The 26,516-nt window shown below is 66.6% G+C and carries 22 protein-coding genes; 8 read left to right on the top strand and 14 right to left on the bottom strand.

Annotated elements, in window-relative coordinates:
- Positions 1–191: 191 nt before the first annotated feature.
- On the bottom strand, positions 192–1,106 hold the full coding sequence (locus ACQR2C_RS31115) for a phosphoribosylaminoimidazolesuccinocarboxamide synthase (protein WP_434882834.1): 915 nt from the start codon (positions 1,104–1,106) through the stop codon (positions 192–194).
- Positions 1,107–1,145: 39 nt separating this feature from the next.
- Complete coding sequence (locus ACQR2C_RS31110; protein ID WP_315803900.1) at positions 1,146–2,063, bottom strand: pirin family protein; 918 nt, start codon at positions 2,061–2,063, stop codon at positions 1,146–1,148.
- Positions 2,064–2,203: 140 nt separating this feature from the next.
- Here ACQR2C_RS31110 and ACQR2C_RS31105 point away from each other — a divergent pair, with 140 nt between their 5' ends.
- Together ACQR2C_RS31105 and ACQR2C_RS31100 are read left to right on the top strand one after the other, a co-directional pair.
- Entirely contained in the window at positions 2,204–3,256 is a 1,053-nt protein-coding gene (locus ACQR2C_RS31105; RefSeq protein WP_434882833.1) for a helix-turn-helix domain-containing protein, read from the top strand.
- Positions 3,257–3,397: 141 nt separating this feature from the next.
- Positions 3,398–4,804: a serine hydrolase domain-containing protein gene (locus tag ACQR2C_RS31100; RefSeq protein ID WP_434882832.1), complete on the top strand. Its 1,407-nt coding sequence runs from the start codon at positions 3,398–3,400 to the stop codon at positions 4,802–4,804.
- An 8-nt stretch (positions 4,805–4,812) separates the two neighbouring features.
- On the opposite strand, the gene ACQR2C_RS31095 is transcribed toward ACQR2C_RS31100, so the two are convergent.
- The gene (locus ACQR2C_RS31095; RefSeq protein WP_434882831.1) at positions 4,813–6,183 is read right to left on the bottom strand and encodes an MmgE/PrpD family protein; all 1,371 of its coding nucleotides are present in this window, start codon (positions 6,181–6,183) and stop codon (positions 4,813–4,815) included.
- A gap of 117 nt (positions 6,184–6,300) precedes the next feature.
- On the opposite strand from ACQR2C_RS31095, the gene ACQR2C_RS31090 reads away from it, so the two are divergent.
- Complete coding sequence (locus ACQR2C_RS31090) at positions 6,301–7,443, top strand: FUSC family protein (protein WP_316215343.1); 1,143 nt, start codon at positions 6,301–6,303, stop codon at positions 7,441–7,443.
- 5 nt (positions 7,444–7,448) lie between these two features.
- Here the strand turns inward: ACQR2C_RS31090 and ACQR2C_RS31085 are convergent, their stop codons facing one another.
- The 3 genes from ACQR2C_RS31085 to murA form a co-directional block, all read right to left on the bottom strand.
- Positions 7,449–8,834, bottom strand: coding sequence for an MATE family efflux transporter (locus tag ACQR2C_RS31085; protein ID WP_434848394.1), 1,386 nt, complete (start codon positions 8,832–8,834; stop codon positions 7,449–7,451).
- A gap of 707 nt (positions 8,835–9,541) precedes the next feature.
- A complete protein-coding gene (locus ACQR2C_RS31080; RefSeq protein ID WP_315803894.1) occupies positions 9,542–10,021 on the bottom strand; it encodes a DUF2867 domain-containing protein in 480 nt (159 codons plus the stop codon).
- A 170-nt stretch (positions 10,022–10,191) separates the two neighbouring features.
- The gene (gene murA / locus ACQR2C_RS31075) at positions 10,192–11,487 is read right to left on the bottom strand and encodes a UDP-N-acetylglucosamine 1-carboxyvinyltransferase (protein ID WP_315803893.1); all 1,296 of its coding nucleotides are present in this window, start codon (positions 11,485–11,487) and stop codon (positions 10,192–10,194) included.
- A 321-nt stretch (positions 11,488–11,808) separates the two neighbouring features.
- On the opposite strand from murA, the gene ACQR2C_RS31070 reads away from it, so the two are divergent.
- Positions 11,809–13,803 (top strand): acetoacetate--CoA ligase, encoded by a 1,995-nt coding sequence (locus ACQR2C_RS31070; protein WP_434882830.1) that lies wholly within the window; start codon positions 11,809–11,811, stop codon positions 13,801–13,803.
- Between the two features lie 63 nt (positions 13,804–13,866).
- Here ACQR2C_RS31070 and gyrB read toward each other — a convergent pair whose 3' ends face one another.
- From gyrB to dnaA, 5 genes are all read right to left on the bottom strand, one after another.
- On the bottom strand, positions 13,867–16,302 hold the full coding sequence (gene gyrB, locus ACQR2C_RS31065; protein WP_434882829.1) for a DNA topoisomerase (ATP-hydrolyzing) subunit B: 2,436 nt from the start codon (positions 16,300–16,302) through the stop codon (positions 13,867–13,869).
- Between the two features lie 298 nt (positions 16,303–16,600).
- Positions 16,601–17,737 carry a DNA replication/repair protein RecF gene (recF, locus tag ACQR2C_RS31060; protein ID WP_315803890.1) on the bottom strand — a complete coding sequence of 379 codons (1,137 nt, stop codon included), beginning with the start codon at positions 17,735–17,737 and terminating at the stop codon, positions 16,601–16,603.
- Positions 17,738–17,818: 81 nt separating this feature from the next.
- A complete protein-coding gene (locus ACQR2C_RS31055; RefSeq protein ID WP_316179097.1) occupies positions 17,819–18,187 on the bottom strand; it encodes an endonuclease domain-containing protein in 369 nt (122 codons plus the stop codon).
- Positions 18,188–18,284: 97 nt separating this feature from the next.
- Positions 18,285–19,403, bottom strand: a complete 1,119-nt coding sequence (gene dnaN, locus ACQR2C_RS31050; protein ID WP_315803888.1) for a DNA polymerase III subunit beta — start codon at positions 19,401–19,403, stop codon at positions 18,285–18,287.
- 311 nt (positions 19,404–19,714) lie between these two features.
- On the bottom strand, positions 19,715–21,154 hold the full coding sequence (gene dnaA / locus ACQR2C_RS31045; protein ID WP_315803887.1) for a chromosomal replication initiator protein DnaA: 1,440 nt from the start codon (positions 21,152–21,154) through the stop codon (positions 19,715–19,717).
- A gap of 496 nt (positions 21,155–21,650) precedes the next feature.
- On the opposite strand from dnaA, the gene ACQR2C_RS31040 reads away from it, so the two are divergent.
- On the top strand, positions 21,651–21,971 hold the full coding sequence (locus tag ACQR2C_RS31040; protein WP_315803886.1) for a hypothetical protein: 321 nt from the start codon (positions 21,651–21,653) through the stop codon (positions 21,969–21,971).
- Positions 21,972–22,472: 501 nt separating this feature from the next.
- Here ACQR2C_RS31040 and rpsT read toward each other — a convergent pair.
- On the bottom strand, positions 22,473–22,739 hold the full coding sequence (gene rpsT / locus ACQR2C_RS31035; RefSeq protein WP_012047584.1) for a 30S ribosomal protein S20: 267 nt from the start codon (positions 22,737–22,739) through the stop codon (positions 22,473–22,475).
- A gap of 357 nt (positions 22,740–23,096) precedes the next feature.
- Here rpsT and ACQR2C_RS31030 point away from each other — a divergent pair, with 357 nt between their 5' ends.
- The 3 genes from ACQR2C_RS31030 (at position 23,097) to ACQR2C_RS31020 (ending at position 25,154) form a co-directional block, all read left to right on the top strand.
- Entirely contained in the window at positions 23,097–23,414 is a 318-nt protein-coding gene (locus tag ACQR2C_RS31030) for a hypothetical protein (protein ID WP_315715027.1), read from the top strand.
- 184 nt (positions 23,415–23,598) lie between these two features.
- Positions 23,599–24,255: a peptide-methionine (S)-S-oxide reductase MsrA gene (gene msrA / locus ACQR2C_RS31025; RefSeq protein ID WP_434882828.1), complete on the top strand. Its 657-nt coding sequence runs from the start codon at positions 23,599–23,601 to the stop codon at positions 24,253–24,255.
- A gap of 182 nt (positions 24,256–24,437) precedes the next feature.
- Positions 24,438–25,154: a polysaccharide biosynthesis/export family protein gene (locus ACQR2C_RS31020; protein ID WP_434882827.1), complete on the top strand. Its 717-nt coding sequence runs from the start codon at positions 24,438–24,440 to the stop codon at positions 25,152–25,154.
- Between the two features lie 139 nt (positions 25,155–25,293).
- On the opposite strand, the gene ACQR2C_RS31015 is transcribed toward ACQR2C_RS31020, so the two are convergent.
- Together ACQR2C_RS31015 and ACQR2C_RS31010 are read right to left on the bottom strand one after the other, a co-directional pair.
- Complete coding sequence (locus ACQR2C_RS31015) at positions 25,294–25,965, bottom strand: dienelactone hydrolase family protein (RefSeq protein ID WP_434882826.1); 672 nt, start codon at positions 25,963–25,965, stop codon at positions 25,294–25,296.
- Between the two features lie 32 nt (positions 25,966–25,997).
- Positions 25,998–26,312: a hypothetical protein gene (locus ACQR2C_RS31010; protein WP_434882825.1), complete on the bottom strand. Its 315-nt coding sequence runs from the start codon at positions 26,310–26,312 to the stop codon at positions 25,998–26,000.
- Between the last annotated feature and the right edge of the window lie 204 nt (positions 26,313–26,516).

Raw genomic sequence — 26,516 nt, 5'->3', positions numbered from 1 at the left:
GCAAACGTTGCAGGCCGCTGCGCGGAACATTCAACGCCATCTCCAAGAGCCGCCAAGAAAACGAGAATACCAAGCGCCAATTTGGTAAGTTAGCGCCAATGGGGGGAGCACTGCCGATGCGGCATGAGTTCAGCTCACACGTCCAAACAAGAGCGCTGGTCGTGCAACCGCTGACCGCAGAAAAGCGATCCTTAGATCTTCAGCTCGCTGCCCGTCACGCGCCGGAACGCCTCCAGATAACGCTGGCTCGTCGCGTCCACCACGCTCTGCGGCAGCGGCGGCGGTGGAGCGTCGCCGTTCCAGCGGCCGGCCTTGCGCTCGGCGTCGAGATAGTCGCGCAGCGGCTGCTTGTCGAAGCTCGGCTGCGGCTTCCCCGGCTGATAGGCGTCGACGGCCCAGAACCGCGAACTATCCGGCGTCATGACCTCGTCGATCAGGATGATGTTTCCATCCTTGTCGCGGCCGAACTCGAACTTGGTGTCGGCGATGATGATGCCCTGCTCACGCGCCAGCGTCTCGCCGAGCGTATAGACGGCGCGTGTCATGCTCTCCAGCGTGTAGGCCGTGTCGTCGCCGACCACCTCGCGCATCCGCGCAATGGTGATGTTCTCGTCATGGCCAGTCTCGGCCTTGGTCGCCGGGCTGAAGATGGCGGGCTCGAGCTTCTGGCTCTCGACGAGGCCGGCGGGAAGCTGCTCGCCGGCCAGCGTGCCGCTGGCGGCATATTCCTTCCAGGCCGAGCCCGAGAGATAGCCGCGGATCACGCATTCGATCGGAAACACGGTGGTGCGCTTGCACAGCATCGCCCGCCCGAGGATCTCCTCGCGATGCGGCTGCAGCGCCGGCACCTCGGCGAGGATCTTGTCGGTGTCGGCCGAGATCATGTGGTGATGCACGACGCCTTCCAGCGCGTTGAACCAGTAGGCCGAGATCTGCGTCAGCACCGCGCCCTTCATCGGGATGGTCTCGTTCATCACGACGTCGAAGGCCGAGATGCGGTCGGTGGTCAGCAGCAGCACGCGGTCGTCGCCGACGGCGTAGATGTCGCGGACCTTGCCGCGGCCGATCTTCGGGAGCGGCAGATTGCTGGCGAGAAGCGTGGTCATCGTTCGGGGCCTTCGAAAGGGAGCATCGCCTCCCATAGCCTATTCCGGCAGCGGAATGAACTCGTGCTCCTGGGGAACGGCGGCGAAGCGGCCGGTTTTCCAGTCCTGCTTGGCCTGCTCGATGCGCTCCTTGCTGGAGGAGACGAAATTCCACCAGACGTGGCGCGGCCCCTCCAGCGCGTCGCCGCCGAGGAACATCATCCGGGTCGGCTTCACTGTGCGCACGCTGATCGCATCGCCAGGCCGGAAGATCAGCAGCCGCGGTCCCTCGTGGCGCTCGCGGGTGATCTCGACCTCGCCGTCGACGATGTAGATCGCACGCTCCTCGTGGTCCGGATCGAGCGGCACCACTGTGCCGGCCTGCGCCGTCACCTCGACATAGAACCAGGGCGAAACCATCGTCACCGGAGAGGCTTTTCCAAACGCCCGGCCGGCAATGATGCGCGCGGAGAAGCCGGTGTCGCTGACCGTCGGCAGCGCGCCCGCCGCGTAATGCTGGAAGCTCGGCGCGATCTCTTCCGATTCCACCGGCAGCGCGATCCAGCTCTGCAGGCCCAGCATGTTCTGGCCGTTCTGCCGCTGCAGATCCGGCGTGCGCTCGGAATGCGCGATGCCGCGGCCGGCGGTCATCAGGTTCATCGCGCCGGGCTGGATCTCCTGGACGTTGCCCTCGCTGTCGCGATGCATGATGGCGCCGTCGAACAGATAGGTGACGGTGGCCAAGCCGATATGCGGATGCGGCCGCACGTCCATGCCCTTGCCGGAAACGAATTGCACCGGACCGAAATGGTCGAAGAAGATGAACGGCCCGACCATCTGCCGGCGGCCATGCGGCAGCGCGCGGCGTACCGCAAAGCCGTCGCCGAGATCACGGGTGCGCGGCACGATGACGTGCTCCAGCGCATCGCACGAGGTGGGATCGCCGAATTCGGGATCGTTCGAAGGCTGCCAGCTCATGGGACGCTCCTGAGATGTGGTCACGCGAGCCTAGCAGCTTCGCGACGGCGAGGGCAGGGCATGAGGTCGCGGCGTCGGCGTGATTTGAACGGAGCGGCACTCCGGCCTAGAGTTCCGGCGCTGACAACGGATCCGTGACGATGACGCTCGACAGCCTCGATCTCGTGCTTCGCGCCGCCGCCATTGCGCTGCTCGCCGTGCTCGCCGTCGCGTTGGGACGTGACCTCGGTGGTCAATGGCGCGGCCGGCTGGCGATCGCGCTGGCGCTCGGCTCGGCCGCGCATGCGGCGACCTTCAACATCGGCGGGACGGCGGCGCCATCGCTCGCTTCCGCGCCGCTGATTGCGCTCGCGACGGCCGACATCGTCGTGCTCTGGCTGTTCTGCCGCGCGCTGTTCGACGACGGCTTTGCGTTGCGCGGGCTGCACGGCCTGATCTGGCTGGCTGTGTTCGGCTTCAGCCTGATCGGCTGTCTCGTGCTCGGACCTGCCGGACATGGCCGGCTCGTGATCGTCGCCAACAATGTGCTGGCGCTCGGCTTCCTTGGCCTGACCTTGGCGCAGACCATCCGCTCCTGGTCGGCGGATCTCGTCGAGGGACGGCGGCGCATCCGGGCCTTCGTCGTGATCGCGGCGCTGTCCTACGGTGGCATCAATGCGCTGCTGCAGATGGCGTCCGCCGGCAGCGGCCCATCCGAGCTTGCCAATGTGGTCAATGCGGCGATGTTCCTGGTCGTGGTCGGCGCCGTCGCGCTGATGCTGCTCAGGGTCGGTGCCGGCGATGTGTTCGCGCCGGAGACACCGCCGGTCGCAGAGCCCGAAGCCACGGCTCCCAGGGCCGCGGACCGCAGGCTGGTCGACGCGCTGATGCGGCTGATGGCGGATGAGCGGATCTATCGGCGGGACAACGTCACCATCGGGATGCTGGCGACCAGGCTCTCCATTCCTGAATACCGGTTGCGGCGGCTGATCAATGGCGAGCTCGGCTACCGCAACTTCAACACCTTCCTCAACGCCCACCGCATTGAGGAGGCCAAGGCCGCGCTCGCCGATCCCGCCCAGGCCGAGGTGCCGGTCATCACCATCGCCATGGACGCCGGGTTCCAGTCGCTCGGTCCGTTCAACCGGGCGTTCAAGGCGGTGACTGGGGTGACGCCGACCGAATACCGGCGCATGAGGCTGGCCGCAGCGTGATCTGTTCGGCCTTGAAATCACGGAGGAATTCCAGAATCGGCGAGGTCCCGGCCATTCCCGGCTGGTGCGATTTGCGAAATCGGCGAGCGTCCGGGCCGCAGCCGCGGTCTGGTCCGGCGGATCCAACTTCCGGAGCTCCTCATGACCAGACGCCGCCTGCTGCCTGCTCTCGTTGCCACCACCGCGCTGACCGCCCTGGCGGTCGGCGGCGCCCGCGCCCGCGATGTGCCGAAGGTGGCAACCGGCTTCATCGCCAGCGTGCTGTGCTCGGAGACCTTCGTCTCCGGTCTCGACCCGGACCGCACGCTCTCCGAGACCCGGGCCGCGATGCCTGGCGCCGGCCTGCTGAGCTGGGCAATGGACGTCCGCGTCGATCGCGCCGCCAAGGACGTCAGCGTGACGCTGCTCGGGCTCGGCCGGAGCCATGCCGTGTATCGCGACGGGCTCGGCTGCCACATGGACCATGGCGAGAGCCGCGACTGGCCGGCCGTCCGGTTGTCGCCGCCGCAGCCGGCCTTGCTGCCCGACATCGCTCCGCCGCATGTCGTGGCGCCGGCGACACCGGCGCTCGCCGCGGCGCTCGACCGCGCCTTTGCCGAGCCGGAGGCGCCGCCGTTCCGGCGCACCCATGCCGTCCTGGTGATGAAGGACGGCAAGGTCATCGCCGAGCGCTACGCGCCCGGCTTCACGCTCGACACCCCGCTGCTCGGCTTCTCCGCGACCAAGTCGATGACCGCGACCCTGATCGGCATTCTCGTCCACCAGGGCAAGCTCGCGCTGCATGCGCCCGCGCCGGTGGCGGCGTGGCAGAGCGAAAGCGATCCGCGTCATGCCATCACCGTCGATCATCTGCTGCGCCACACCGCCGGTCTCGCGCTCGGCAGCTCGCTGCAGGCCTCGCTGTTGTCGGCGCTCGAGCCGGTCAACCGGATGAAGTTCGTCGAGCCCGACCGCGCGGCCTTTGCCGAATCCATGCCGATGGAGACTGCTCCGGGCGCGGTCAGCAACTATCACGACGGCAACACCGTCATCCTTTCCCATCTCATCCGCGATGCCGCCGGCGGCAGCGCCGCGGATGTGCTGCGCTTCGCGCATCGCGAGCTGTTCGATCCGCTCGGCATGGCCAGCGTCACGATCGAGTTCGACGCCGCCGGCACGCCGGAGGGATCGAGCCAGATGCTGGCCTCGGCGCGCGACTGGGCACGGCTCGGCCAGCTCTATCTCGACGACGGCGTGGTCGCCGGCCGGCGCTTTTTGCCCGCGGGCTGGGCGGACTACGTCGCCACGCCCACACCGAACGCCTATGTCGGCCTCGGCGCCGGCTTCTGGACCAACCGCGGCGACAGTTTTGGCGCCAACTACCGCATCGCGCACGGCTGGCCGCGCGACGCCTTATTCGCCAAGGGCACGCTCGGCCAGTACGTCATCGTCATCCCATCCGAGCGCCTCGTCATCGCGCGCTTCGGTCGTACCGTGAACTGGCCGCCCGAGGCCGACGGCGTGGCGCAGCTCGTGAGCGACGTGATCGCAGCGACAAGAGGGGAATGACGCATGCGCTACACTCTCCCCAACGCCGTCGCCTGCGCCACACGGTCGAAACGCTCCAGCGACAGGATCGCATCGGCAAAGCTTTGCGCGCGGCTGCTCAGCACCGGCCGTGCCAAAGTGATGAACTTGTCGCTCATCGCCTGCGCCGACGGAAACGAGGTCGGCTCGCCCGAGGGATCATCGTGCAGCCGCTCGTGCACGCCGTCCTCGGTGGTGATGGTCACGCGGGCGCCGAACGGATGGCTGCGGCCGATCTCCAATTTGTCGTCCTGCACGACGTCGAACCTGTCGGCGAGCGCGTTGATCGCGGCGTCACCAAGGCGCGTGTAGTCGTCCCAGCCGAAGCGGCCCTGGTCGAGCGCCAGCGCGCCGGTGAAGAACATCGAGAACTGGCCGCCGACGATCGAGCTCGGATGCCGCTTGGTCGAGGCGTCGCCCGTCAAGGTGATGCCGTTGCGATGCAGGCCGATCTCGACGCGCTTGACCTGGTCCGGCGTCAGATTGTGCTCGCGGCGCAGCGCGATGATGGCGTCGATCGCGGCATGGGTGTAGCGGCAGCTCGGATACGGCTTCACGCCGATCTTCATCGTCTCATAGGTGGAGCCGAGCCCGGCGACGGCCTTCTCACGGTGCGGCGTGTCGGTGTAGCCGACCAGCAGGCCGTGCTTGCCCTCGACGGATTCGATCGCGCCGACGAAGTCGTTCTTGGCGAGCGTGGCCGCGATCACGCCGTTCATCGCGGACGCACCGACCTGATAGCGCTTGTTCCAGGCGCCGTTGACGAGAAACTGCAGCGAGCCCGCGGCCTGGCTGCCGGAGACGCCGAAGGCGTAGATCAACTGTTGCTCCGACAGGCCGAACAGCTTGCCGGCGGCAGCTGCTGCGCCATAGGTGCCGGCGGTCGCGGTCGGGTGGAAACCGCGGGCATAATGCGAGGTCGGATCGAGCGCATTGCCGAGCCGGCAGCACACCTCGTAGCCGGCGACAATAGCGGTCAGCACCTCGCGGCCGGAGGCGCCGACCATCTCGCCGACGGCGAACGCGGCCGGCACCACGGGTGCGCTCGGATGCAGCGAGGAATCGGCGTGGGTATCGTCGAAATCGAGCGAATGGCCCATCGTGCCGTTGAGCAGCGCCGCGACCGCCGGCGTCCAGGTTCTGTCGTCGCCGAACACGGTCGCCTCGCCCGCCGCATCCAGCTTCAGCGCCGCCAGCATGTTCACCACCGACGGCGTCGACTCCGCCTCGCGCCGGGCGCGGATGGCGCTGCCGAGAAAATCCAGCGTCAGCACCTTGGCGCGGTCGAGCACCTCGGGCGGGATATCGTCGTATTTCAGCGCGGCGACGTAGGCGGCGAGCGTTGCGGTTTCCTGGGCCATCGTGTTTCCTCACATCGTTGCAGCCAGGGTAGGCAAGCTGATTCCGCCTTTCAAGCCGGTCCGGCCCGGTGGGAGGCTGCCATGCCGACGCGCTGGTCCGTTCGAGGTGGATGATTGATGGCGTCGTTCAAGGAGCTGTTCGGCAGGTTGCGCGGCCGCAAGGCGCAGATGTCGCTGGCCGTCCGCGGCACGGTGGCGGCGACGCTCGCTTTTGCCGTTGCCACGGCCTTCCACCTGAAGCTGCCGCTGTGGGCGGTGCTGACCTCGCTGATCGTGACGCAAGGCAGTGTCGGGCGTTCGCTGAAGGCGACGCGCGACTACATGTTCGGCACCATCGGCGGTGCGATCTATGGCGGCGCCATCACCGTGTTCATTCCGCATTCCGGCGAATTGCAGCTGCTCGGCATGCTGATCCTGGCGGTGACCCCGCTCGCCTTCATCGCCGCGATCAATCCCAGCCTCAACGCCGCCACCGTGACCGCGGTCATCGTGCTCCTGGTGCCCACGATGGGCCATCTCGATCCGCTGGGATCGGCGATCGACCGCGTGTTCGAGGTTGCGGTCGGCGCGTTCACCGGCCTCGCCGTATCGTTCATCGTGCTGCCGTCGCGGGCGCATGTCCAGATGCGCAGCGCGGCAGGCCGCCTGCTCGAACTGATCGCCGCAGCAATGACCGAGCTTCTGGCCGGCCTGTCGCGGGGGCGCGACAACGACGCGCTGCATCGGATCCAGGACGGTATCGGCACCGCGCTCACCGAGTTGAACGCGACCGGGGCGGAGGCCGAGCGCGAACGCTCGGCGCGGCTGTCCTCTGGCGCCGACACCGGTCCGCTGCTGCGGACGATCCTGCGCCTCCGCCATGACGTCGTGATGATCGGCCGCGCCAGCGTGGTGCCGCTGCCCTCGGAGCTGCAGGCACGTTTGTCGGCGCCGGTGGCGCGCGTCAGCGATGCGATCGCGAGCTATCTGCGCGGCTGTGCCGCGGCCATCCGCAACGGCTCCGGCCCACCGCCGATCTGGCCGATCCATGTTGCGGTCAAAGCCTATGCCGAGCAGGTCGCCGCCGTCCGCAGCGACGGGCTGACGCGCGGGCTGCCCGGCGATGCCGCCGAGCGCTTCTTCGCTCTGGGCTTTTCGCTCGACCAGATGCGGCAGAACCTGATCGACCTCGAGCGCGTCGTCGCCGAATGGTCCGGAGCGTCGGCCGGCAAGGTGCATCGGCCGGAGCCCGGGGAGTCGTCCGATACGGCCGGCGCCTGAACTCTTCATCGGGTCAGCCGCAGGAAGCGCACCACCAGCAGCGCGGCGTAGATCGTGGTGCCGATCGACAGGCCGATCCAGATTCCGACCGCGCCGAGCGCGGTGTGGAGGCCAAGCAGATAAGAGGCGGGGAAGCCGATCAGCCAATAGCCGAGCACGGCAAGCAGCAGCGGCACCCGCGTATCCTTGATGCCGCGCAGCGCGCCGACCGCGATGCTCTGCAATGCGTCCGTGATGAAGAACGTCGTGCCGACGAGCAGCAGCGTGGCGGCCAGCGCCGCTGTCGTTTCGGCATCGGAGATCCCGGAGCCGAGGAACAGCTGCACGATGTCATGGCGCGCAATGACGATGCCGAGCGTGAACAGCACTGCGAGTGAAAGGCCGAGCAACATCGCCATCAAGCCGGCGCGGCGAACGCCGGTCGCATCATCGCGCCCGGCGGCGTGGCCGACGCGCACGGTCGCGGCCATGCTGATCCCGAACGGCACCATGAACAGGATCGCCGTGATCTGCAGCGCGATCTGGTGCGCGGCGAGCGCGGCCGTGCTGATCAGTCCCATCAGGATCGCGGCCGCGGAGAACAGGCCGTATTCGAGCAGGAACGACAGCGAGATCGGCGCGCCGATGATGAGGAGCTGTCGCATCAGTCGCCAGTCGATACGGCCCAGTCGCGCGAGGACGTGGTAGTCGCGGAACGGCGGGCGGAACGCTGCGAACCACAGCCCGGCGAGGAACGTTCCCAGGTTGACGGTCGAGGTGGCGAGGCCGACGCCGGTCAGGCCCAGCCGCGGAAAACCCCAGTGGCCGTAGAGCAGCGGATAGACGAGCAGCGCGTTGAGCGGGATCGCGGCCAGTGTGATCCAGAGCACCGGCTCGGGGCGGTTGACCGCGCCCATGAAGCTGCGCAGCGCCATGAACCACAGCATCGGCGCAATACCCCAGGCGAGGCCGCGCAGATAATCCTGCGCAGGACGCGCGACGTCGGGGGCCTGTCCGAGCGTGAGCAGGATGGCCTCGCCGTTCAGCGCGATCATCATGATCGGCAGCGCGATGAACAGGCCGGCCCATAGTCCAACGCGGAGCGCGCGCCGCACCAGTGCTGCATCCGCGGCTCCGAACGCCTGCGCGGCGAGCGGCGCCACCGCCGACATCAGGCCCATGCCGAAGGTCGAGCCGACGAAATACACCGTGCCCGCCAATGCGGCCGCCGCCACGGCATCGCCGCCGAGACGGCCGATGAAGGCGAGGTCGGTCGACATCATCGCGATCTGCGACAACTGCGTCAGCGCCATCGGTGCGGCGAGCCGGATCGTGTCCCAGAGCTCGAGCGCGAGGGGAGGCGTCGGCGCCGCCGTTGGCGGTGCGTGGTTGGTTCCGGCTGTGGAGGTCATGGTCGGGGCTATAGCAGGCCCTGCGGCGTCGTGCACATCACGGCGGGATGTTCGGTCGCAGCCGCGTGCGGCACGGAGGCGCAGCTCCACCTGGCCAAATGCGGACGGCTGCGTGAGGCGCATCGTCAATCGCATTGACGTGATCGCGTGCATGACTGACCGATCTCGCGGCGCTGACACGTCCGAGCTCTGCTTGATCGATGGCCCTCGGAAGCGAGAGGGCGCGGGGAATGCCGGGTGCTGGCCGCACCCATGGCCCGCCTGCGTAAAAAAATGCAGGCGGCAGGAACCACAGGTTCAGCCGAGACATCCCGGCATTCCCCGCGCGATGGTTGGAACGACTTATACGTATTCTCCCCGGGGACCGGGCTTTCTTGCCCCCGTCGTCAGCGGAATCGCCCGCCGGCTTGACCTCAGCGTCGGGAGGCCAGGACCATACGCTTTCGCCGTATGCGACCGCCCCTTCGTCCACGCGCCAGCCTCGAGTTGCTACCCAAGTGCGCGCTGAGAGCCGCCGCATCCACCGCATCCCCGCCCTCAACGTCCGTGACGATCGCGAAGCGCCCCTCTCATGAGGACGGGATGGCTACATTGTTTCTGATTCTTGGAATAATAGCAAGCAAAAAATTCGGAAAAACGGCAGCCGCGATATTGGCGGCTTGGGCACGGAGCGCCGGTGCGACAGCGAGCCGAAGACTCGCGTGTCATCATGCGGCTGCTGCGACCTGCCGGAGCATCGCCTTCACGACGAGCCGGTGAAACGGCTTGATCATGGCGAGATAGATGCGGCCGAGAGCATTGTGGGTCTCGACCAAGGTGGTCGCTGTCACTTGCGAGGTCGCGTGCTGAGAGGCCACGTCGACCAGGACGCGAAAGTCCAGATGCTTGTCGTCGAAGCCGAGCACGAGCCGGGCCGGCGTTTCGTCGACGACCGGAAAAATCCCGATCAGAGGACGTGGGTTGCTTGGGTCCGCGCCCGAGGTCTTCAGACCGAAGGGCCTGACCAGCAGGTTGCGGAGCTTCAGGAGCGCCGCTATCCACCAGGGCGTGTGACCGAGCATGCGCTCGGCCGCGGTGCGGGCAGCAACGGGCGGGCCGTTGATCGTGATGCGAAAGGCATCGGCGAACTCCGCGCCGGCCAGCCATCGGGTACCGTCGACGTTGGGAGTGATCTCGCTGATTGTCATGAGCGATGAGCCTCACATGTCAAGGTTGCTCGCGCGCCATGCGCGATGCGCAGCAGCATCGCACGCGCATGTCCGCGAAGCCAGTGCGCCGATGGCCTTGCGCCAGGGTCATTCAATTTCGTCATTGCGAGCTGCGCTCGCAATGACGGAGGAGAGATGTGCGTAGTAAACTACCGCCCGCGCTCCGGCACGCGGGTGATCTTCGCGCCCAGCGCATTCAGCCGCTCGTCGATGCGCTCGTAGCCGCGCTCGATCTGGTCGGCGTTGTCGATGTACGAGGTGCCTTCGGCGCAGAGTGCTGCCAGCAGCATGGCCATGCCGGCGCGGATGTCGGGGGAGACGACGCGGGCGCCGCGCAGGCGGCTGGGGCCGGCGACGATGGCGCGGTGCGGGTCGCACAGCACGATGCGCGCGCCCATCGAGATCAGCTTGTCGACGAAGAACATCCGCGACTCGAACATCTTCTCGAACATCAGGATCACGCCCTCGCATTGCGTGGCGGTGACGAGCGCGATCGACATCAGGTCGGCCGGGAAGGCCGGCCAGGGCTGGTCCTCCAGCTTCGGCACGTGGCCGCCGAAATCGTCCTTGATCCTGAGCGTCTGCTCCGAGGGCACGATGAGATCGTCGCCGGCGACCTCGCAGACGATGCCGAGCCGCTCGAAGCCCATGCGGATGGAGCGCAGATGCTCGGTACCGGCGCGCACGATGCGCAACGGCGAGCGCGTCACCGCGGCGAGCCCGATCAGCGAGCCGACCTCGATGTGATCGGGCTGGATCGCGTAGGACGCCTGACCGAGCGTGCTGGCGCCATGGATCACCATCGTGTTGGTGCCGATGCCCTCGATGTTGGCGCCGAGCGCCACCAGGAAATGCGCGAGGTCCTGGACATGCGGCTCCGAGGCCGCGTTGCGCAGATAGGTCGTGCCGTGCGCAGCGACGGCGGCGACCAGCGCGTTCTCGGTGGCGGTGACGCTGGGCTCGTCGAGGAACACGTCGGCGCCTTTCAGGCCGGAGGCGCGCAGCTCGATCTTGTCGGTCGCGGTGACCGTGGCGCCGAGCTGCTCGAAGGCCAGGAAATGGGTGTCGAGCCGGCGCCGGCCGATGACGTCGCCGCCAGGCGGCGGCAGCGCCACTTCGCCGCAGCGGGCGAGCAGGGGTCCTGCCAGCAGGATCGAGGCGCGGATGCGAATGCACAGATCCGGATCGAGATCGGCGGCGCGGATGTCCTTGGCATGGATCGCGAGCCGGTTGCGGCCGCGCCATTCGGCGGAGGCACCGACCGAGCGGATCAGCTCGACCAGGGTCTCGGTGTCGCGGATGCGCGGCACGTTGTCGAGCGTGACCGGATGCTCGGTCAGCAGCGCGGCGGCGATGATCGGCAGCGCGGCGTTCTTGTTGCCGGACGGCTCGATCGCGCCTTTGAGCCGGTGACCGCCCTCGACGATGTATTGAATGGGCGCCATGCGGTGATGATCCGTTGTCGAAGCGTGTGGCCGCTGCCCTTGCCGGCTTCGCGACGGCGTTCGGGCACAGGGTGTCCAGCGGGATCAACCTGTTCCGCAATCCGGCGACCGCGAACCTGGTTCACGGGCCGCCGGGGTCCTCATGAGACCGACTCCTAACGCCAATTCCAAAACGGAATCAATGCCGGAAAATCGCGGCGGGCCACTTTGCCACGGCGGCGGGGCAGCGGCCGGGGAGCGCGCCGTGTTCTTGACGGCCGGTGTGGCGCGGCCGATGGTCGTTGGCTGCCGCGGCTGCGGCAGGGATGGAGAAACGCTGGAATGGCCGATGATCAAGCTGACGTCTGGACCTGCTCGGCGCAGCGACAGGCGCGCGCCAACATCCGCCGATATCTCGACTGGCTCGCTTCGCGCGGCCACAGCTTCTCCGGCTATCACGATCTCTGGCAGTGGTCGGTCGACGACGTCGCCGGGTTCTGGCGTTCGATCTGGGATTATTTCGAGGTCATGGCCGACGGCGAGATCGGCGAGGTCGTCTCGCGCGATCCGATGCCGCGGACGCGCTGGTTCACGGGGACACGGCTGAACTTCGCCGAGCACGTGCTGCGCCACGAGTTGAGCGGCAGTCCCGATCGAGCGATGCTGCATCACGGCTCGGAGCTGCGTCCGCTGGCGGCCGCGAGCTGGGGCGAAATCGCAGGCCGCGTGCGGCGGCTCGCCACGTCGCTGCGCGAGATGGGAATCGGCAAGGGCGACCGGGTCGTCGCCTACATGCCGAACATTCCCGAAGCCGTCATCGCGATGCTCGCGACCACGGCGATCGGCGCGGTGTGGTCCTCGGCGGCACCGGAATTCGGCGCGCAGACGGTGATCGACCGATTTTCGCAGATCGCGCCGAAGCTCGTCTTCGCGGTCAACGGCTATCGTTACGGAGCGAAGGATTTCGACCGCATCGGCGATCTCGAGACGATCCTCGCGGCGCTGCCGAGCGCCGAGATGCTGGTCATGCTCGACTATCATCCGGCCGCGCGCAAGGCGCCGGAGTTTCGTGGCGGCATTCGGGCGTGGCCCGACCTGCTCGACGGTCCGGCGATCGCGCGCGACGCATTTCAGTTCGCACGCGTCGCATCGGATCATCCGCTCTGGGTGCTGTTCACCTCGGGAACGACCGGCCTGCCGAAGCCGATCGTGCACAATCACCACGGCATCGTGCTCGAGCACTACAAGTCGGCGGCGTTTCATTTCGAGATCGAGGCGGACGGCACGCTGTTCTTCTACTCGACGACAGGCTGGATGGTCTGGAACACGCTGATGTGGGGGCCGCTGATGAACGGCACCTCGGTGCTCTATGACGGCCATCCGAGCCATCCGGACGCGCGGCTGGTGTGGCGGCTCGTGGAAGCCGCCGGCGTGACCGTGCTCGGCATCAGCCCGAGCTACATCCAGCTGGTGCGGCAGCAGGGCGTCGTTCCGGGCCGCGAGTTCAATCTGGAGCGGCTGCAGTCGGTGATGCTGGTCGGATCGCCATCGACACCGGAGGTGTTTCGCTGGGTGCACGAGGCGGTCAAGCCCGAGGTCTGGGCCTCGTCGCAATCCGGCGGAACGGAGTTCTGTTCCGGTCTGCTGGCCGGCTCGCCGCTGCTGCCGACGCATGCTGGCGAGATCCAGGCTCCGGCGCTCGGCGTGGCCGCGGTCGCGTTCGAGGATGCGGGGCGCGAGATCATCGACGAGGCCGGCGAACTCGTCGTGCGCGCGCCGATGCCTTCGATGCCGCTCTGCTTCTGGGGCGATGCCGATTTCGTCCGGTATACGGACAGCTATTTCGGCGTCTATCCGGGGGTCTGGCGCCATGGCGATCGTGTCCGCTTCAACGCGCGCGGCGGCTGCCACGTCTTGGGCCGTTCCGACGCCACGCTGAACCGTCATGGCGTGCGGATCGGCTCGGCGGAAATCTACCGGACGATGGAGGGGATTCCCGGTATCGTCGATAGTCTCGTCATCTGCATCGAGCAGCCGGACGGCGGCTTCTACATGCCGCTGTTCGTGCAACTCGCCCAGGGCATCGAGCTGACGGACGGGTTGCAGGACGAGATCCGCCGGCGGCTGCGCCACGAGCGCAGCCCGCGGCATGTCCCCGACGTCATCATCGGCGTGCCGGAAATCCCGATGACCCTGACCGGCAAGAAGATGGAGGTGCCGGTCCGTCGACTGCTGCTCGGCGACGCTCCGGACAAGGTCGCGAGCAAGGATGCCACCCGCAACCCGGCGGCGCTGGACTGGTTCACGCAGTTCGCGGCGGCACGGCGAGGCGGATGACAGGGGCGAGCGTCAGCCCGATGAGGGACAGGCCGGACGGCTGGAGCGTCCCGGCATCTGGGCCTACACGTCGACGTTCGCCGACAGCGAGTTGTCCTGGATGAATTCGCGGCGCGGCTCGACGACGTCGCCCATCAGCTTGGTGAAGATGTCGTCGGCCTCGTCGACCTCCTTGACCCTGACCTGCAGCAGCGTGCGGGCCTCGGTGTCGAGCGTGGTTTCCCAGAGCTGTTCCGGGTTCATCTCGCCCAGACCTTTGTAGCGCTGCTGGGTGACGCCCTTGCGGCCGGCATCGATGACGGATTCGAACAGATCGACCGGGCCGTGGATCACCGTCTGGACGTCGCCGCGGCGCAAGGTGCCGGGCTTGGCATAGGCCTCCTGCAGGCGGGCCGCATAGTCGTCGAGCTTGCGGGCATCCGCCGAGGCGAGCAGCGCGTCGTCGATGACGGCGACGTCCTTGACGCCGCGCACGGTGCGTTCGAAGGTGAAGCCCTGGCCCTCGAGGAAGTGACCGATCCAGCCGCGCTCGACCTCGTCGGCCAGCACGTCGAGCCGTTTCGCGATGTACTCGGCCGCGGCGTCCGCGGTCGCCAGGTCGCGGGTGATATCCGGCCGCAGCACGCCGGCGATCGCGGCCTGCTCGACGACCTTGCGATCGTAGCGGCTGTGCAGATTGCGCAGGATGTTGCGGACCACGCGCGCTTCCTCGACCAGCCCCAACAGGTCGCGCCCCGTGCGCTCCTCGCCCTCGGCGGTCTTGAACACGCAGTCGTCGAGCCCGGTGCCGATCAGATAATCCTCCAGCGCGCGCTCGTCCTTCAGATACTGCTCGGACTTGCCGCGCATCACTTTGTAGAGCGGCGGCTGCGCGATGTAGAGATGGCCGCGGTCGATGATCTCGCGCATCTGCCGGTAGAAGAAGGTCAGCAGCAGCGTGCGGATGTGCGCGCCGTCGACGTCGGCGTCCGTCATCACGATGATCTTGTGATAGCGCAGCTTGTCGATCGAGAACTCGTCACTGATGCCGGTTCCGAGCGCGGTGATCAGTGTGCCGATCTGTTCGCTCGACAGCATCTTGTCGGGGCGCACGCGCTCGACATTGAGGATCTTGCCGCGCAGCGGCAGCACCGCCTGGAACTCGCGGTTGCGGCCCTGCTTGGCGCTGCCGCCGGCCGAGTCACCCTCGACGATGAACAGCTCGGACTTGGCCGGATCCTTCTCCTGGCAGTCGGCGAGCTTGCCGGGCAGCGAGGAGACGCTGAGCGGGCTCTTGCGGGTCAGCTCGCGCGCCTTGCGCGCGGCCTCGCGTGCCGCCGCGGCCTGGATCACCTTGCCGACGATGGTCTTGGCCTCGCCCGGATGCTCCTCGAACCAGGCGGCGAGCGCCTCGTTCAGAACGTTCTCGACCACGGGACGCACTTCCGAGGACACCAGCTTGTCCTTGGTCTGCGACGAGAACTTCGGATCTGGCACCTTCACGGAAAGAACGGCGGTGAGACCCTCGCGACAATCGTCGCCGGTCAGCGCGATCTTCTCCTTCTTCGCATTGGCCTCGGCATAGCCGTTGACCTGGCGCGTCAGCGCGCCGCGGAAGCCGGCGAGATGGGTGCCGCCGTCACGCTGCGGGATGTTGTTGGTGAAGCAAAGCACGTTCTCATGATAGCTGTCGTTCCACCACAGCGCAGCTTCCACGGTGATGCCGTTGACCTCCGAGCGCACCATGATCGGCGCCGGAACGATCGCCTTCTTGTTGCGGTCGAGATATTTGACGAACTCCTCGACGCCGCCGTCGTAATGCATCTCCTCGCGCTTCTCGACCGCGTGGCGCATGTCGGAGAGCACGATGTTGACGCCGGAGTTGAGGAAGGCGAGCTCGCGCAGGCGATGCTCGAGCGTCGCGTAGTCGTATTCGACGTTCTTGAAGGTCTCCGTCGAGGCCAGGAACGTCACCTCGGTGCCGCGCTTGCCCTTGGCCTCGCCGACCACCTTCAGCGGCGCAATCGCATCGCCATGGGCGAACTCGATGAGATGCTCCTTGTCGTCGCGCCAGACCCGCAGCAGCAGCTTGCTCGACAGCGCGTTGACGACGGAGACGCCGACGCCGTGCAGGCCGCCCGACACCTTGTAGGAGTTCTGGTCGAATTTTCCGCCTGCGTGCAGCTGGGTCATGATGACCTCGGCCGCGGACACGCCTTCGCCCTTGTGGATGTCGACCGGAATGCCGCGGCCGTCGTCGCGCACGGTGACCGAATTGTCCGGATTGAGGATCACCTCGACCGCGGTGGCGTGGCCGGCCAGCGCCTCGTCGATCGCGTTGTCGACGACCTCGTAGACCATGTGGTGCAGGCCGGAGCCGTCATCGGTGTCGCCGATATACATGCCCGGGCGCTTGCGCACCGCGTCCAGGCCCTTCAACACCCGGATCGATTCTGCGCCGTACTCGTTCGCGGTTGCAGGCTCGGTGTCGGCGATGGTTTGCCGGGCGGGTTCGGTCATGTGGGGCCTTCGGAAGGGTGGTCGAATCGGCATCGCAAACCGCATGCCGAGAGCGCTCTTTCTCTCACGAAAGAAGCCACGCGCCTAGCGCAAAGTGGCCCTTCGTAAGACATTGAAGAGATAGCGTTTTTTAACGGTTTTTCAAGGCCTGGCGAGGGTCGTTTTCGTCCCCTCCGAAAGCCGGATTCAGGCCATTCCCGCGGCTGGTTTTGAGGCGTGCGGCGGGGCGCTTTCGCGTGCGATTCAGGGCACGAGTCCGGTATGACCCCGGGGGGATCCCGACCAACGGCCGAAGGCGTTACCGCCGCGCGCTGATCCGTCCGGCCTCGACGTCGAAGATCTCGCCGAGCTCGCGTAGTTCGGCAAACGCCGCGGGATCGGCGCCGGTCAGCCATACCTGGGCACCGAGCGTGCCGAGCTCGGCGAACAAAGCGGTGCGGCGGCCGGGATCGAGATGGGCGACGATCTCGTCGAGCAGCAGCATCGGCACGATGCCGGTGGTCTCGGCGACCAGCGTCGCATGCGCGAGGATGAGGCCGATCAGCAGCGCCTTCTGCTCGCCGGTCGACGCGTCGCGCGCCGGCATGTTCTTCGGCGCGTAGACGACATGGAGATCAGTGAGATGCGGCCCGTCGAGCGTGCGGCCAGCCGCGGCATCGCGCGCGCGATTGTCGCGCAGCATCGCGCGGTAGCGGTCCTCGACGGCAAGCGCCGGCTCGCTCAGCAGCGCATTCTCCATCCAGCCGTCGAGCGCGATCTCGGCGGATGGGAACGCCGAGGCTTGTCCGCGCTGGCGCAGCATCGCAGCGAGCTTCACCGCGGTCTGGCCGCGGCTCGCGGCGACGGCGACCGCGAGCTCCGCAGTCTCGCGCTCGATCGCGCCACACCAGTGGTCGTCGAAATTGCGCACCTCGAGCAGCCGGTTGCGCGAGCGCAACGAGCGCTCCAGCGCCGACACGCGGCTCGAATGCTCGCTGTCGATCGCGAGCACCAGGCGGTCGAAGAAGCGCCGCCGCTCCGAGGCCGCGCCCATGAACAAGCCGTCCATCGCAGGCGTCAGCCACACCATGCGGATGTGGTCGCCGAAGGCGGCTGCCGAGCCGACCGGTTCGCGATCGATGCGGCAGCGGCGCGTGGTGTTCGCATCGCTGCGCGGCGGCTCGATGCCGGTGCCGAAGGTCGTCAGCCCCAGCGCCCCCTCGACCTCCGCCGAGACCGCCCAGGAGCCGTCGCCCTGGTTGTCGGCGACATCCTCGAGTGTCGCGCGGCGCAGGCCGCGTCCCGGCGCGAAGAACGAGATCGCCTCCAGGCAATTGGTCTTGCCGGCGCCATTGGCGCCGACCAGCGCAACCATGTCCGCCTGCACGCTGACGCTGGCAGCGCGATAGCTGCGAAAATGCGTCAGCGCGAGGCGGTGGATGCGGGAGGGGGTCATGGGAAATCTAGGCCACACATTCGAAATCCCCTCTCCCCTTGCGGGAGAGGGTGCCGCCGAAGGCGGCGGGTGAGGGGTATCTCACGGCTCGCTCAGCTTCGTGAGGATGTCCTCTTGAACGGCGGTCGAATTGTACAGCACGTCGTTGTTCCAATAGCGAACGATGCGAAATCCTGCAGCTTTCAAGATCGCGTCTCGCTCGGTGTCTTTCTCGTTGTCAGCATGCTGGCTGCCATCGATCTCGATGATCAGGCGCTTTTCGAAGCAAACGAAATCGAGGATGAATTGCTCTACGGGCGCCTGACGACGGAATTTGTATTTCTCAAACCTGCGATCACGTAGCAGTCGCCACATGGCCGCTTCGGATTCGGTCGGCTGACGTCGCATCGTCTTGGCGAAGCCGCGGATGCGTGTGGATGTCGTCCGATGGCTCGGTGATCGTGGAGGCATACCCCTCACCCGCCTCGCTTCGCTCGGCACCCTCTCCCGCAAGGGGAGAGGGGATTTTCGTCGTGTGGCTCGTCCCAAGCGTTGCGTGCAGCGCGCCTCACACCCGCATCGGCATCAGCACGTACAGCGCATTCCTGTTGTCGCGGTCCTGGATCAGCGTCGGCGAGCCTGGATCGGCAAGCCGGAGCACGGCGACCTCGCCCTCGATCTGGGCGGCGATGTCGAGCAGATAGCGCGAGTTGAAGCCGATATCGAGGGCATCCGCGGCGTACTCGACCTCGAGCTCTTCGGTCGCGCTGCCGGAATCCGGATTGGTCACCGACAGCACCAGCTTGCCGGGCGCCAGCGCCAGCTTCACGGCGCGGCCGCGCTCGGAGGAAATGGTGGAGACGCGGTCGACCGCGGCGGCGAAATCGGCCTTGTCGACGACCAGCTCCTTGTCGTTGTTCTGCGGAATGACGCGACCGTAATCCGGGAAGGTGCCGTCGATCAGCTTCGAGGTCAGCACCACTTGGCCGAGCGTGAAGCGGATCTTGCCCTGCGACAGCTCGATCCTGATCTCGCTGTCATTGTCCTCGATCAGCCGCTGCACCTCGCCGACGGTCTTGCGCGGCACGATCACGCCCGGCATCTCGGCGGCGCCGGCCGGCTGCGGCAGGTCGACCTGGGCGAGGCGGTGGCCGTCGGTGGCGACGGCGCGCAGCGTCGGCTGCTTGGCGGTGCCGCCGGCATGCAGATAGATGCCGTTGAGGTAGTAGCGCGTCTCCTCGGTCGAGATCGCGAACTGCGTGCGGTCGATCAGGCTCTTGATGTCCTTGGCCGGAACTCCGAAGGCGTGCGTCATTTCGCCCGCGGCGAGATCCGGGAAATCGCTCTCCGGCAGCGTCTGCAGGGTGAACTTGGAGCGGCCGGCGCGGATCGCGAGCACCGCGCGCTCGCCGTCGCTCTCCAGCACGATCTGCGAGCCGTCCGGCAGCTTGCGGACGATGTCGTAGAACATGTGCGCCGGAACTGTGGTCGAGCCCGCGGTGGCGGTCTCGGCGGCCAGGGTTTCCGTCACTTCGAGATCGAGGTCAGTTGCGCGCAGCGACAGCCGGGCGTTCTCGGCGCGGACCAGCACGTTACCCAGGATCGGGATGGTGTTGCGCCGCTCGACCACACGATGGACGTGGCCCAGCGACTTCAGGAGCTGCGCGCGTTCGACGGTCACCTTCATTGCACTTACCCGCCCGTTCCCAACTGATCTCGTCCTGGAATGCCGGCGGGCTAGAGCAGCGCCGCGGCCGATGGCACCTCGCGCCCGAACGGCGCTTGGCCAGCGTCCAGGAGCGTGAGGGGGAGGCGTAAAGTGGCGCGGATGAGGCTCAAGCGCAAGGGATGCGGAGCCGATTTCCCATGTTTCGGCAGGCTCTTCCGGGACCCGGAGGCAGGGGCCGAGCATGACGCCCGAGGGCAGCGTCGAGCCGCCGGGACAATGGCCCGGCTGGGGGCGGACCTTCTGTCCGCTCCCCTGGCCGTGCGTGCCCTCTAATCCTGCAACTGGCGCTTCAGCGACTCGACCTCGTCGTTCAGCGTGACGTCCTTGCCGACCAGCGCCTCGATCTTGCGCACGGCGTGCAGCACGGTGGTGTGGTCGCGCCCGCCGAAGCGGCGGCCGATCTCGGGCAGCGAGCGCAGGGTCAGCGTCTTGGCGAGATACATCGCGACCTGGCGCGGGCGCACCACGTTGGCGGTGCGGCGCGACGACAACAGGTCGGAGCGGCTGACGTTGTACTGCCGCGCCACGACGCGCTGGATGTCCTCGATCTTGATCCGCTTCGGCTCCTGCGGGCGGACCAGGTCGCGCACCTCGCGCTCGGCCATGTCGAGCGTGACCGGCTGATTGTTGAGCTTGGAATGCGCCAGCAGGCGGTTGATCGCGCCTTCGAGATCACGGCCGTTATGGGTGATGGAGCGGGCGAGATAGTCGAGCACCGGCTCCGGCACGTCGAAGCTCGCATGATGGGCGCGGGCCGCCGCGACGCGCGACTTGAGAATGCCGAGGCGGAGATCCTCGCCCAAAGTTGCCATCTCGACGACGAGGCCGCCGGCAAGCCGCGAGCGGACGCGATCATCGAGGCTTTCGAGGTCGGACGGCGGCCGGTCGGCGGCGATCACCACCTGGCGCCCCGCGTCGATCAGCGCATTCAGCGTATGGCAGAACTCCGCCTGGGTGGATTTGCCCTGCAGGAACTGCAGGTCGTCGATCACCAGCACGTCGATGCCGCGCAGTGCTTCCTTGAACGCCAGCGCGGTCTGCGATTTCAGCGCCGCGACGAAGCCATACATGAACTTCTCGGCGGTGAGGTACAGCACCTTGCGCTCGCCGCCGGCGTTGCCGGCCCAGGTGACGGCCTGGAGCAGGTGCGTCTTGCCCAGCCCGACGCCGGCATGGATGTAGAGCGGGTTGAACATCACGGGATCGCCGCGGCGACCGTCGGCGACCTGGCGCGCCGCCGCATGGGCCAGCGTGTTGGCGCGGCCGACGACGAAGCTGGCGAAGGTCAGCCGCGGATCCAGCGGCGAGCCGCCGAGCGCGTCATGGCTCGTGGCGAGCGAAGCCGCAGCCGACGCCGTTCGCGTGTCGGCGCTGGTCGCCGGCTTGGCGTCGCTGCGCTCGGCGCGGCGGGCTTCGACGGCGACGGGGGCTTCCTTGACCGGCGTCGCGCAGCGCATCGCGGTGCGAACGGACAGATCGATACGGTGCACCTCCGGCATCTCGGCCTGCCAGCACGACAGCACGCGCTCGGCGTAGTGCGCCTGGATCCAGCTCTTCAGGAAACGCGTCGGCACCGACAGATGAACGCTTTCGTCCTGGACGGCTTCGAGGTCCATCCGCGCAAACCAGCTCGTATAGACATCCTCGCCGACGGTCGAGCGCAGCCGACCCTTCACGCGAGACCAGCGTTCCTGTTCCGAATTTGTCATGGCAGTCGCAACTTTTCGAATTGAGTGGTGGTGTCGTGTGATCGCCGGGCAGGCGTCCCGTGGAAGGACGCGTCTCCCGCAGCGAGACCTCGAGCGGAGGCTCAACTCCAGACATGGCTTGCCGTTCGGCGCGAGCGCCGTTGGGCTGATCAATGCTGGTGAAGAAAACTACTCCGCGAGGTCAGCGCATACTCGGACGAGCGGGAGGGCCGATGGCCGTGCTGGCGATGGCCGTGCTGGTCGTACCGGTCACTTCAGTGCCGACCGCCAAAGTGCCGACCGCCAAGGGTGCGTGATCCGGAACCAGCTTATGGTGTGTGCCCGCAATTTGTCCGTAAAGCATGCAACCTCCCCGCCCTGCCGTGATTGCTCACGGCAAGTTGTCATCCCAATGCCGCCGCGTCCGAACCCCAAGATTCAGCCGCACCGCCGTACATCCCGTCCAACTTGTCCACTCGGTGAGCGAAGCCGCCACGAGCTCCGGCCGGGTCGACCGATGTCGTATTTCTCTTGTTCAAAGCGGCGCAACGATGATGCTGCGCCCGAGAAATTTCGACAAAGTTCGGTCGTTCCCCATATTGCTATGGGTACAGATCCGGCCATCGCTTTGGAAAGCGTCGCCAACGCGCACACCGCCGCCGATTTGCACGTCCGCCCCGTTTCTAAAACCGCGCTGGTCTCAAGATCGTGGGCGCCGCGAGTGATTAAAGAAATACACGATGCGTCGGGACTCGCAATCCATAAGATCGGAGCACGCGTGACGAGTCTTCGCAGCGGTTGCGACGCGGTGTTGCGCGTTAAGAAAGCAACGTTTTGAATCATCGCGAGGAATCTCGGATGTGACAAACAACATCGTCTGCCCAAAATTTCTTCATAATTTTTTTATGTTTCGACCGGCCTCACCCGCTTTTCCAATCACTTGGTCGCGCTATGCGCTTAAGTCATTTTCGAGACGATGTTTTTCGCGATTGCCGGACGCGGGTAACTCCCGCGATGCGCGGTGCGTGACGTGAACGACGCGCCGCGCTCACTTGACATCGCTGCGCAAGCGCGACGCGCAGAGTCTTCGCTGTTTCAGGTGAGACAATATTGTCACCGCGTAAAACTACGGAACGTCACGTAGGACTACGGAACAATGTCAGGCGCGTATGACGTCGCGCATCCTCCAACACGCGCAGATCGCATTCGCGACGCGATATCGCCATCAAATAGAAGGCGCGGCGAGGAACGAATGTGCTCCGGCGCAATGCGCAAAAAGAAAAGCCCGGCGCGAGCCGGGCTGTTTGCATCTTGATAGTTCGCCAGTGGCGCGGTCGCGTTACTTCGCGAGCTTGGCGATCTGATGCGTGAGGCGCGACACTTTGCGGCTCGCGTTGTTCTTGTGAATGATGTTGCGCTGCGCGGCGCGCATCAGCTGCGGCTCGGCGTTGGCCATCGCCTTCAGCGCAGCCTCGCGGTCGCCCTTCTTGATCGCGTCCTCGACGGAGCGAACGGCGCCGCGCATCTGGGTGCGGCGCGACTTGTTGATGATGGTGCGGCGGGCAATCTTGCGCGTCGCTTTCTTCGCGGAGGTCGTGTTGGCCATGCTCTCAAATATCCTTCGGCGGCGAGCAGTCGCCGCTCTTGCGGGTACGCGCGCGGCCCGCTTGACGCGGCCCCATCGACGCGGTGGGTTGTTCGGACGCCTCTCTGAGAATGCCATGACCGGAGCGGATGCTCGGCGGATCGGCGCTGCTCAAAGAACAGCGGCGGCGGGATTGCGCCCACCGCCAATGGCGACCTTATAGGGGCAGGCCTGCCGAGCGTCAACGGTCTCGGAGCGCCCGCGGCGGCCGGAATCGACCAAAACCCGGTTCTAAGCCCCTGACGAGGTTGAATTTCTGCGGGGGCCCCGCTATGGCCTTGCTGCCCGCAAGGGCGTGCGAGAGAGGGCAGGTGAGGCATGATCCGCGGTTTTTTCCGTCTGGTAGGGCTGTTGCTGCTGGCCGGAAGCTTCATCTTCCTGGTCTATGACGGCGCGCGCTGGGTGGCCGACCAGACCCTGCAGTTCACCCGTTTCGGCCAGCTCTGGAACGACGTCCACCAGGCGAGCCAAGCCGCCTTCAAGGCCTGGATCGAGGCCAAGGCCCCGTTCTTGTGGGAGTGGATCGTCAAGGTGTTTTTGGACCAGCCGGTGTTTGCGGTGCTTGGACTGCTTGGAATCCTGCTGATGCTGCTGTTCCGGCCGCGCAAGCCGCTGATCGGCTATGGACGCGACTGAGCGCGGCGGTTCGTCTCGCTGCGCGGGCAGATGTATGGGCTTCCGCCGGCAGCACGCCGCGGGAACCGTCGGCGCGGCGTAACAGCGCTACTGCCGGACCCGTAGAGCCCTATATATTCCCCTGACAAGAGGTCATCGCGCCGCGGGCCGTCCCGCGGACGCTGGCCATGAGCGGAGACATCCCATGTTCTTCATGCGCAAAGCCCCCGTCATGCCGTCTGCCGCCGAGGCGCTGCCCGGCCGCGCTCAGCCGATCCCGACCGCCGCGACGCATTTCGTCAACGGTCGCCGCCTGTTGCCACCCTATCCGGACGGTCTCGCGCAGGCCGTGTTCGGGCTCGGCTGCTTCTGGGGCGCCGAGCGCAAGTTCTGGCAGCTCGGCGACGGCATCCACGTCACCGCCGTCGGCTATGCCGGCGGTCATACGCCGAATCCGACCTATGAGGAGGTGTGCTCGGGGCAGACGGCGCATACCGAGGTCGTGCTGGTGGTGTTCGATCCCAAGGTCATGTCCTACGAGCGCCTCCTGAAGACGTTCTGGGAGAGCCACGACCCGACCCAGGGCATGCGCCAGGGCAACGACGTCGGCACGCAGTATCGCTCGGCGATCTACACGTTCAGCGACGCGCAGCGCGAGGCGGCCGAAGCGTCGAAGGCCGCCTACGAGTCGGCGCTGCGCGCCAAGGGGCTCGGAGCGATCACGACCGAGATCGTCCCGGCAGGGCCGTTCTATTTCGCCGAGGATTATCATCAGCAGTACCTGGCGAAGAATCCGGCCGGATATTGCGGCCTCGGCGGAACGGGCGTCGCGTGCCCGATCGGGGTCGGCGTGAGCGCATAGGCCAGCCGCGCGCCGGATCGCGCCGAATATTCTCGGGTCCCTCTCCCTCGCGGTGGGAGGGGGATTTTTTTCGAACCGCCTTCACCGCGGCGCGCTTGCGGATGCACGGACTGCACGCGCCAACGGTTTGTTAACCTTAACCGCGCATGACTAACCCACATCCTCATTCAAGGATTGTTCGAGTGCGCGCGTTGTTCGTTCCGGTCATTGCCGTCCTGTCCGCGATTCTGTTGTCGGGCTGCATGCAGACGATCTCCCCCGTCGCTGCCGTCCAGCCGCAGAGCGATCTCGACGCGATGGCCTATGGAACGCCTTCCACCGGCCCGGTTGCCGCCACCGGGCAGGGCGGGGCGATCCCGGCGCTGCGCAACTCGTTCGCTGCCGCCACCCGCGCAGGCGCGTATGTCGTTCCCGCCGGCTATGCGCCGGCGCGCAGCGACTCCGCCTATCATCTCGACGCCGGCGACAAGCTGCGCGTCGTCGTCTACGGCCAGGAGGGCCTGACCAACACCTATGCGATCGATGCGTCCGGATCGATCACGATGCCGCTGATCGGCAGCGTGCCGGCGCGCGGCCGCACCACCGCCGGCCTTGCTGCCGAGATCACCGCCAAGCTGCGCAACGGCTACATCCGCGAGCCCTCGGTGGCGGTCGAGATCGAGGCCTATCGCCCGTTCTTCATCCTCGGCGAGGTGCAGGCGCCCGGCCAGTACCCCTACGTGCCCAACATGACGGTGGAGAGCGCGATCGCGATCGCCGGCGGCTTCTCGCCGCGGGCACGGCGCGACATCGTCACCTTGACGCACACTGATCCCTCGGGCGTGGCACGCTACGAGGTGCCGCTTGGGACGTCGCTCAAGCCGGGCGACACCATCCAGGTCGGCGAGCGCTGGTTCTGATCGTCCGGGTGCGATGACAATCGCTGCGCAGTAGCACGACGCTCCATACTCCGTCATTGCGAGCGCAGCGAAGCAATCCAGAGTCCCGCACGCAGCCCTGGATTGCTTCGCTGCGCTCGCAATGACGATGGATGAACTTTTAGCGCAGATTCTGCGCGAAGAACGCGAGGCTGCGGGACCACGCCAAATCGGAACTCGGCTTGTCATAGCTGCCGCGCTCGTCGCAGCCGAAACCGTGCTGCGCGCCCGGATAGACGAAGATTTCGACGTCGGGCCGCTTCGCCTTGATGGTCTCGACGTCGCTCAAGGGGATGCCCGCGTCCTTCTCGCCGAAATGTAGCTGGGTCGGCACCGTCGGCTTGTCGTCGGCGAAGCGGACGATAGCGCCGCCGTAGTAGCCGACCGCGGCCTTCAACCCGGTGAGCTTGGTCGCGGCCGCATAGGCGATGCTGCCGCCGAGGCAGAAGCCGATGATGCCGACCGGGCCTGCGTCCTTGACCGCGTCGATCGCCGCCTGGGTATCGCGCAGCATGGCGGGCCAGTCGGGATTGGCGACGAATTTCCGCGCCACGGCGATTTCGTCCGGTGAATAGCCCGAGGTGAAATTGGGCTCAACGCGGTCGAAGATCGCCGGTGCGATCGCGACGTAGCCTTCGGCGGCGAGCCGGTCGCAGACATTGCGGATGTGATGATTGACGCCGAAGATCTCCTGGATCACGACCAGCGCGCCCTTCGGCGTCGCCGTCGGATCGGCGCGATAGGCGCCGAGCTGGAAGCCGTCGGATGCGGTGAGCTTGATGTCCTGTCCCACGTTCTGTCCTTTACGAAGTCGCAGCGCACGCTTCAGCGCCACATCCAGTTGGTACCGTAGTCCTCTTTCCAGCCGGTCAGCCGTCCCTTGCGGAACTGGAGGAACAGCCGATGACGGTGCGGGACCAGTCCGCTGCCGCCGAGATTACGCAGTGCCAGAAAGGTCTCGTTGCCGGGGAGGCCGCTCAGATAGATCAACGGCTGATCCAGCACGCGCGATGTCTCCCCGACATCCATGCCGAAGGCAAGCGGCGTGACATTGAATAACGTCGCTGTGAAAGGCGCGTCAGCGACGCCGGGCGTCTGCCCTGCCGCAGCAGGGGTTACGGCCGACAGGCTCGGCAGCATGGCCGCAGCCAGGCACCGCGTCATGCGTATGGATGGTCTCATGGGCTGAAATCTCTTCTCGCTGTCGGCGTTGGCTGCATCTCTTCTTAGCGTGCGCGGCGTCACGAGCCCAGCATCGTTCGCGCTGCACAACGCAAATGCCGTCTCATTTGCCAAGCCGACGCTCAAATCCCGTTGCGTCGCCGCGGCAACGCGATCATTCTC

The sequence above is a fragment of the Bradyrhizobium sp. HKCCYLRH3061 genome (assembly GCF_051168015.1).
In the GTDB taxonomy this organism is placed as follows: Bacteria; Pseudomonadota; Alphaproteobacteria; order Rhizobiales; family Xanthobacteraceae; genus Bradyrhizobium.
Note: the sequence above shows the minus strand (reverse complement) of the source record. Positions and strands in the feature narration are given on the sequence as shown.

Excerpts from the sequence above, each read along its gene's own strand:
- ACQR2C_RS31115 (WP_434882834.1), bottom strand. The coding sequence starts at position 1,106 with ATGACCACGCTTCTCGCCAGCAATCTGCCGCTCCCGAAGATCGGCCGC.
- ACQR2C_RS31110 (WP_315803900.1), bottom strand. The coding sequence starts at position 2,063 with ATGAGCTGGCAGCCTTCGAACGATCCCGAATTCGGCGATCCCACCTCG.
- ACQR2C_RS31105 (WP_434882833.1), top strand. The coding sequence starts at position 2,204 with ATGACGCTCGACAGCCTCGATCTCGTGCTTCGCGCCGCCGCCATTGCG.
- ACQR2C_RS31100 (WP_434882832.1), top strand. The coding sequence starts at position 3,398 with ATGACCAGACGCCGCCTGCTGCCTGCTCTCGTTGCCACCACCGCGCTG.
- ACQR2C_RS31095 (WP_434882831.1), bottom strand. The coding sequence starts at position 6,183 with ATGGCCCAGGAAACCGCAACGCTCGCCGCCTACGTCGCCGCGCTGAAA.
- ACQR2C_RS31090 (WP_316215343.1), top strand. The coding sequence starts at position 6,301 with ATGGCGTCGTTCAAGGAGCTGTTCGGCAGGTTGCGCGGCCGCAAGGCG.
- ACQR2C_RS31085 (WP_434848394.1), bottom strand. The coding sequence starts at position 8,834 with ATGACCTCCACAGCCGGAACCAACCACGCACCGCCAACGGCGGCGCCG.
- ACQR2C_RS31080 (WP_315803894.1), bottom strand. The coding sequence starts at position 10,021 with ATGACAATCAGCGAGATCACTCCCAACGTCGACGGTACCCGATGGCTG.
- murA (WP_315803893.1), bottom strand. The coding sequence starts at position 11,487 with ATGGCGCCCATTCAATACATCGTCGAGGGCGGTCACCGGCTCAAAGGC.
- ACQR2C_RS31070 (WP_434882830.1), top strand. The coding sequence starts at position 11,809 with ATGGCCGATGATCAAGCTGACGTCTGGACCTGCTCGGCGCAGCGACAG.
- gyrB (WP_434882829.1), bottom strand. The coding sequence starts at position 16,302 with ATGACCGAACCCGCCCGGCAAACCATCGCCGACACCGAGCCTGCAACC.
- recF (WP_315803890.1), bottom strand. The coding sequence starts at position 17,737 with ATGACCCCCTCCCGCATCCACCGCCTCGCGCTGACGCATTTTCGCAGC.
- ACQR2C_RS31055 (WP_316179097.1), bottom strand. The coding sequence starts at position 18,187 with ATGCCTCCACGATCACCGAGCCATCGGACGACATCCACACGCATCCGC.
- dnaN (WP_315803888.1), bottom strand. The coding sequence starts at position 19,403 with ATGAAGGTGACCGTCGAACGCGCGCAGCTCCTGAAGTCGCTGGGCCAC.
- dnaA (WP_315803887.1), bottom strand. The coding sequence starts at position 21,154 with ATGACAAATTCGGAACAGGAACGCTGGTCTCGCGTGAAGGGTCGGCTG.
- ACQR2C_RS31040 (WP_315803886.1), top strand. The coding sequence starts at position 21,651 with ATGTCGTATTTCTCTTGTTCAAAGCGGCGCAACGATGATGCTGCGCCC.
- rpsT (WP_012047584.1), bottom strand. The coding sequence starts at position 22,739 with ATGGCCAACACGACCTCCGCGAAGAAAGCGACGCGCAAGATTGCCCGC.
- ACQR2C_RS31030 (WP_315715027.1), top strand. The coding sequence starts at position 23,097 with ATGATCCGCGGTTTTTTCCGTCTGGTAGGGCTGTTGCTGCTGGCCGGA.
- msrA (WP_434882828.1), top strand. The coding sequence starts at position 23,599 with ATGTTCTTCATGCGCAAAGCCCCCGTCATGCCGTCTGCCGCCGAGGCG.
- ACQR2C_RS31010 (WP_434882825.1), bottom strand. The coding sequence starts at position 26,312 with ATGCTGCCGAGCCTGTCGGCCGTAACCCCTGCTGCGGCAGGGCAGACG.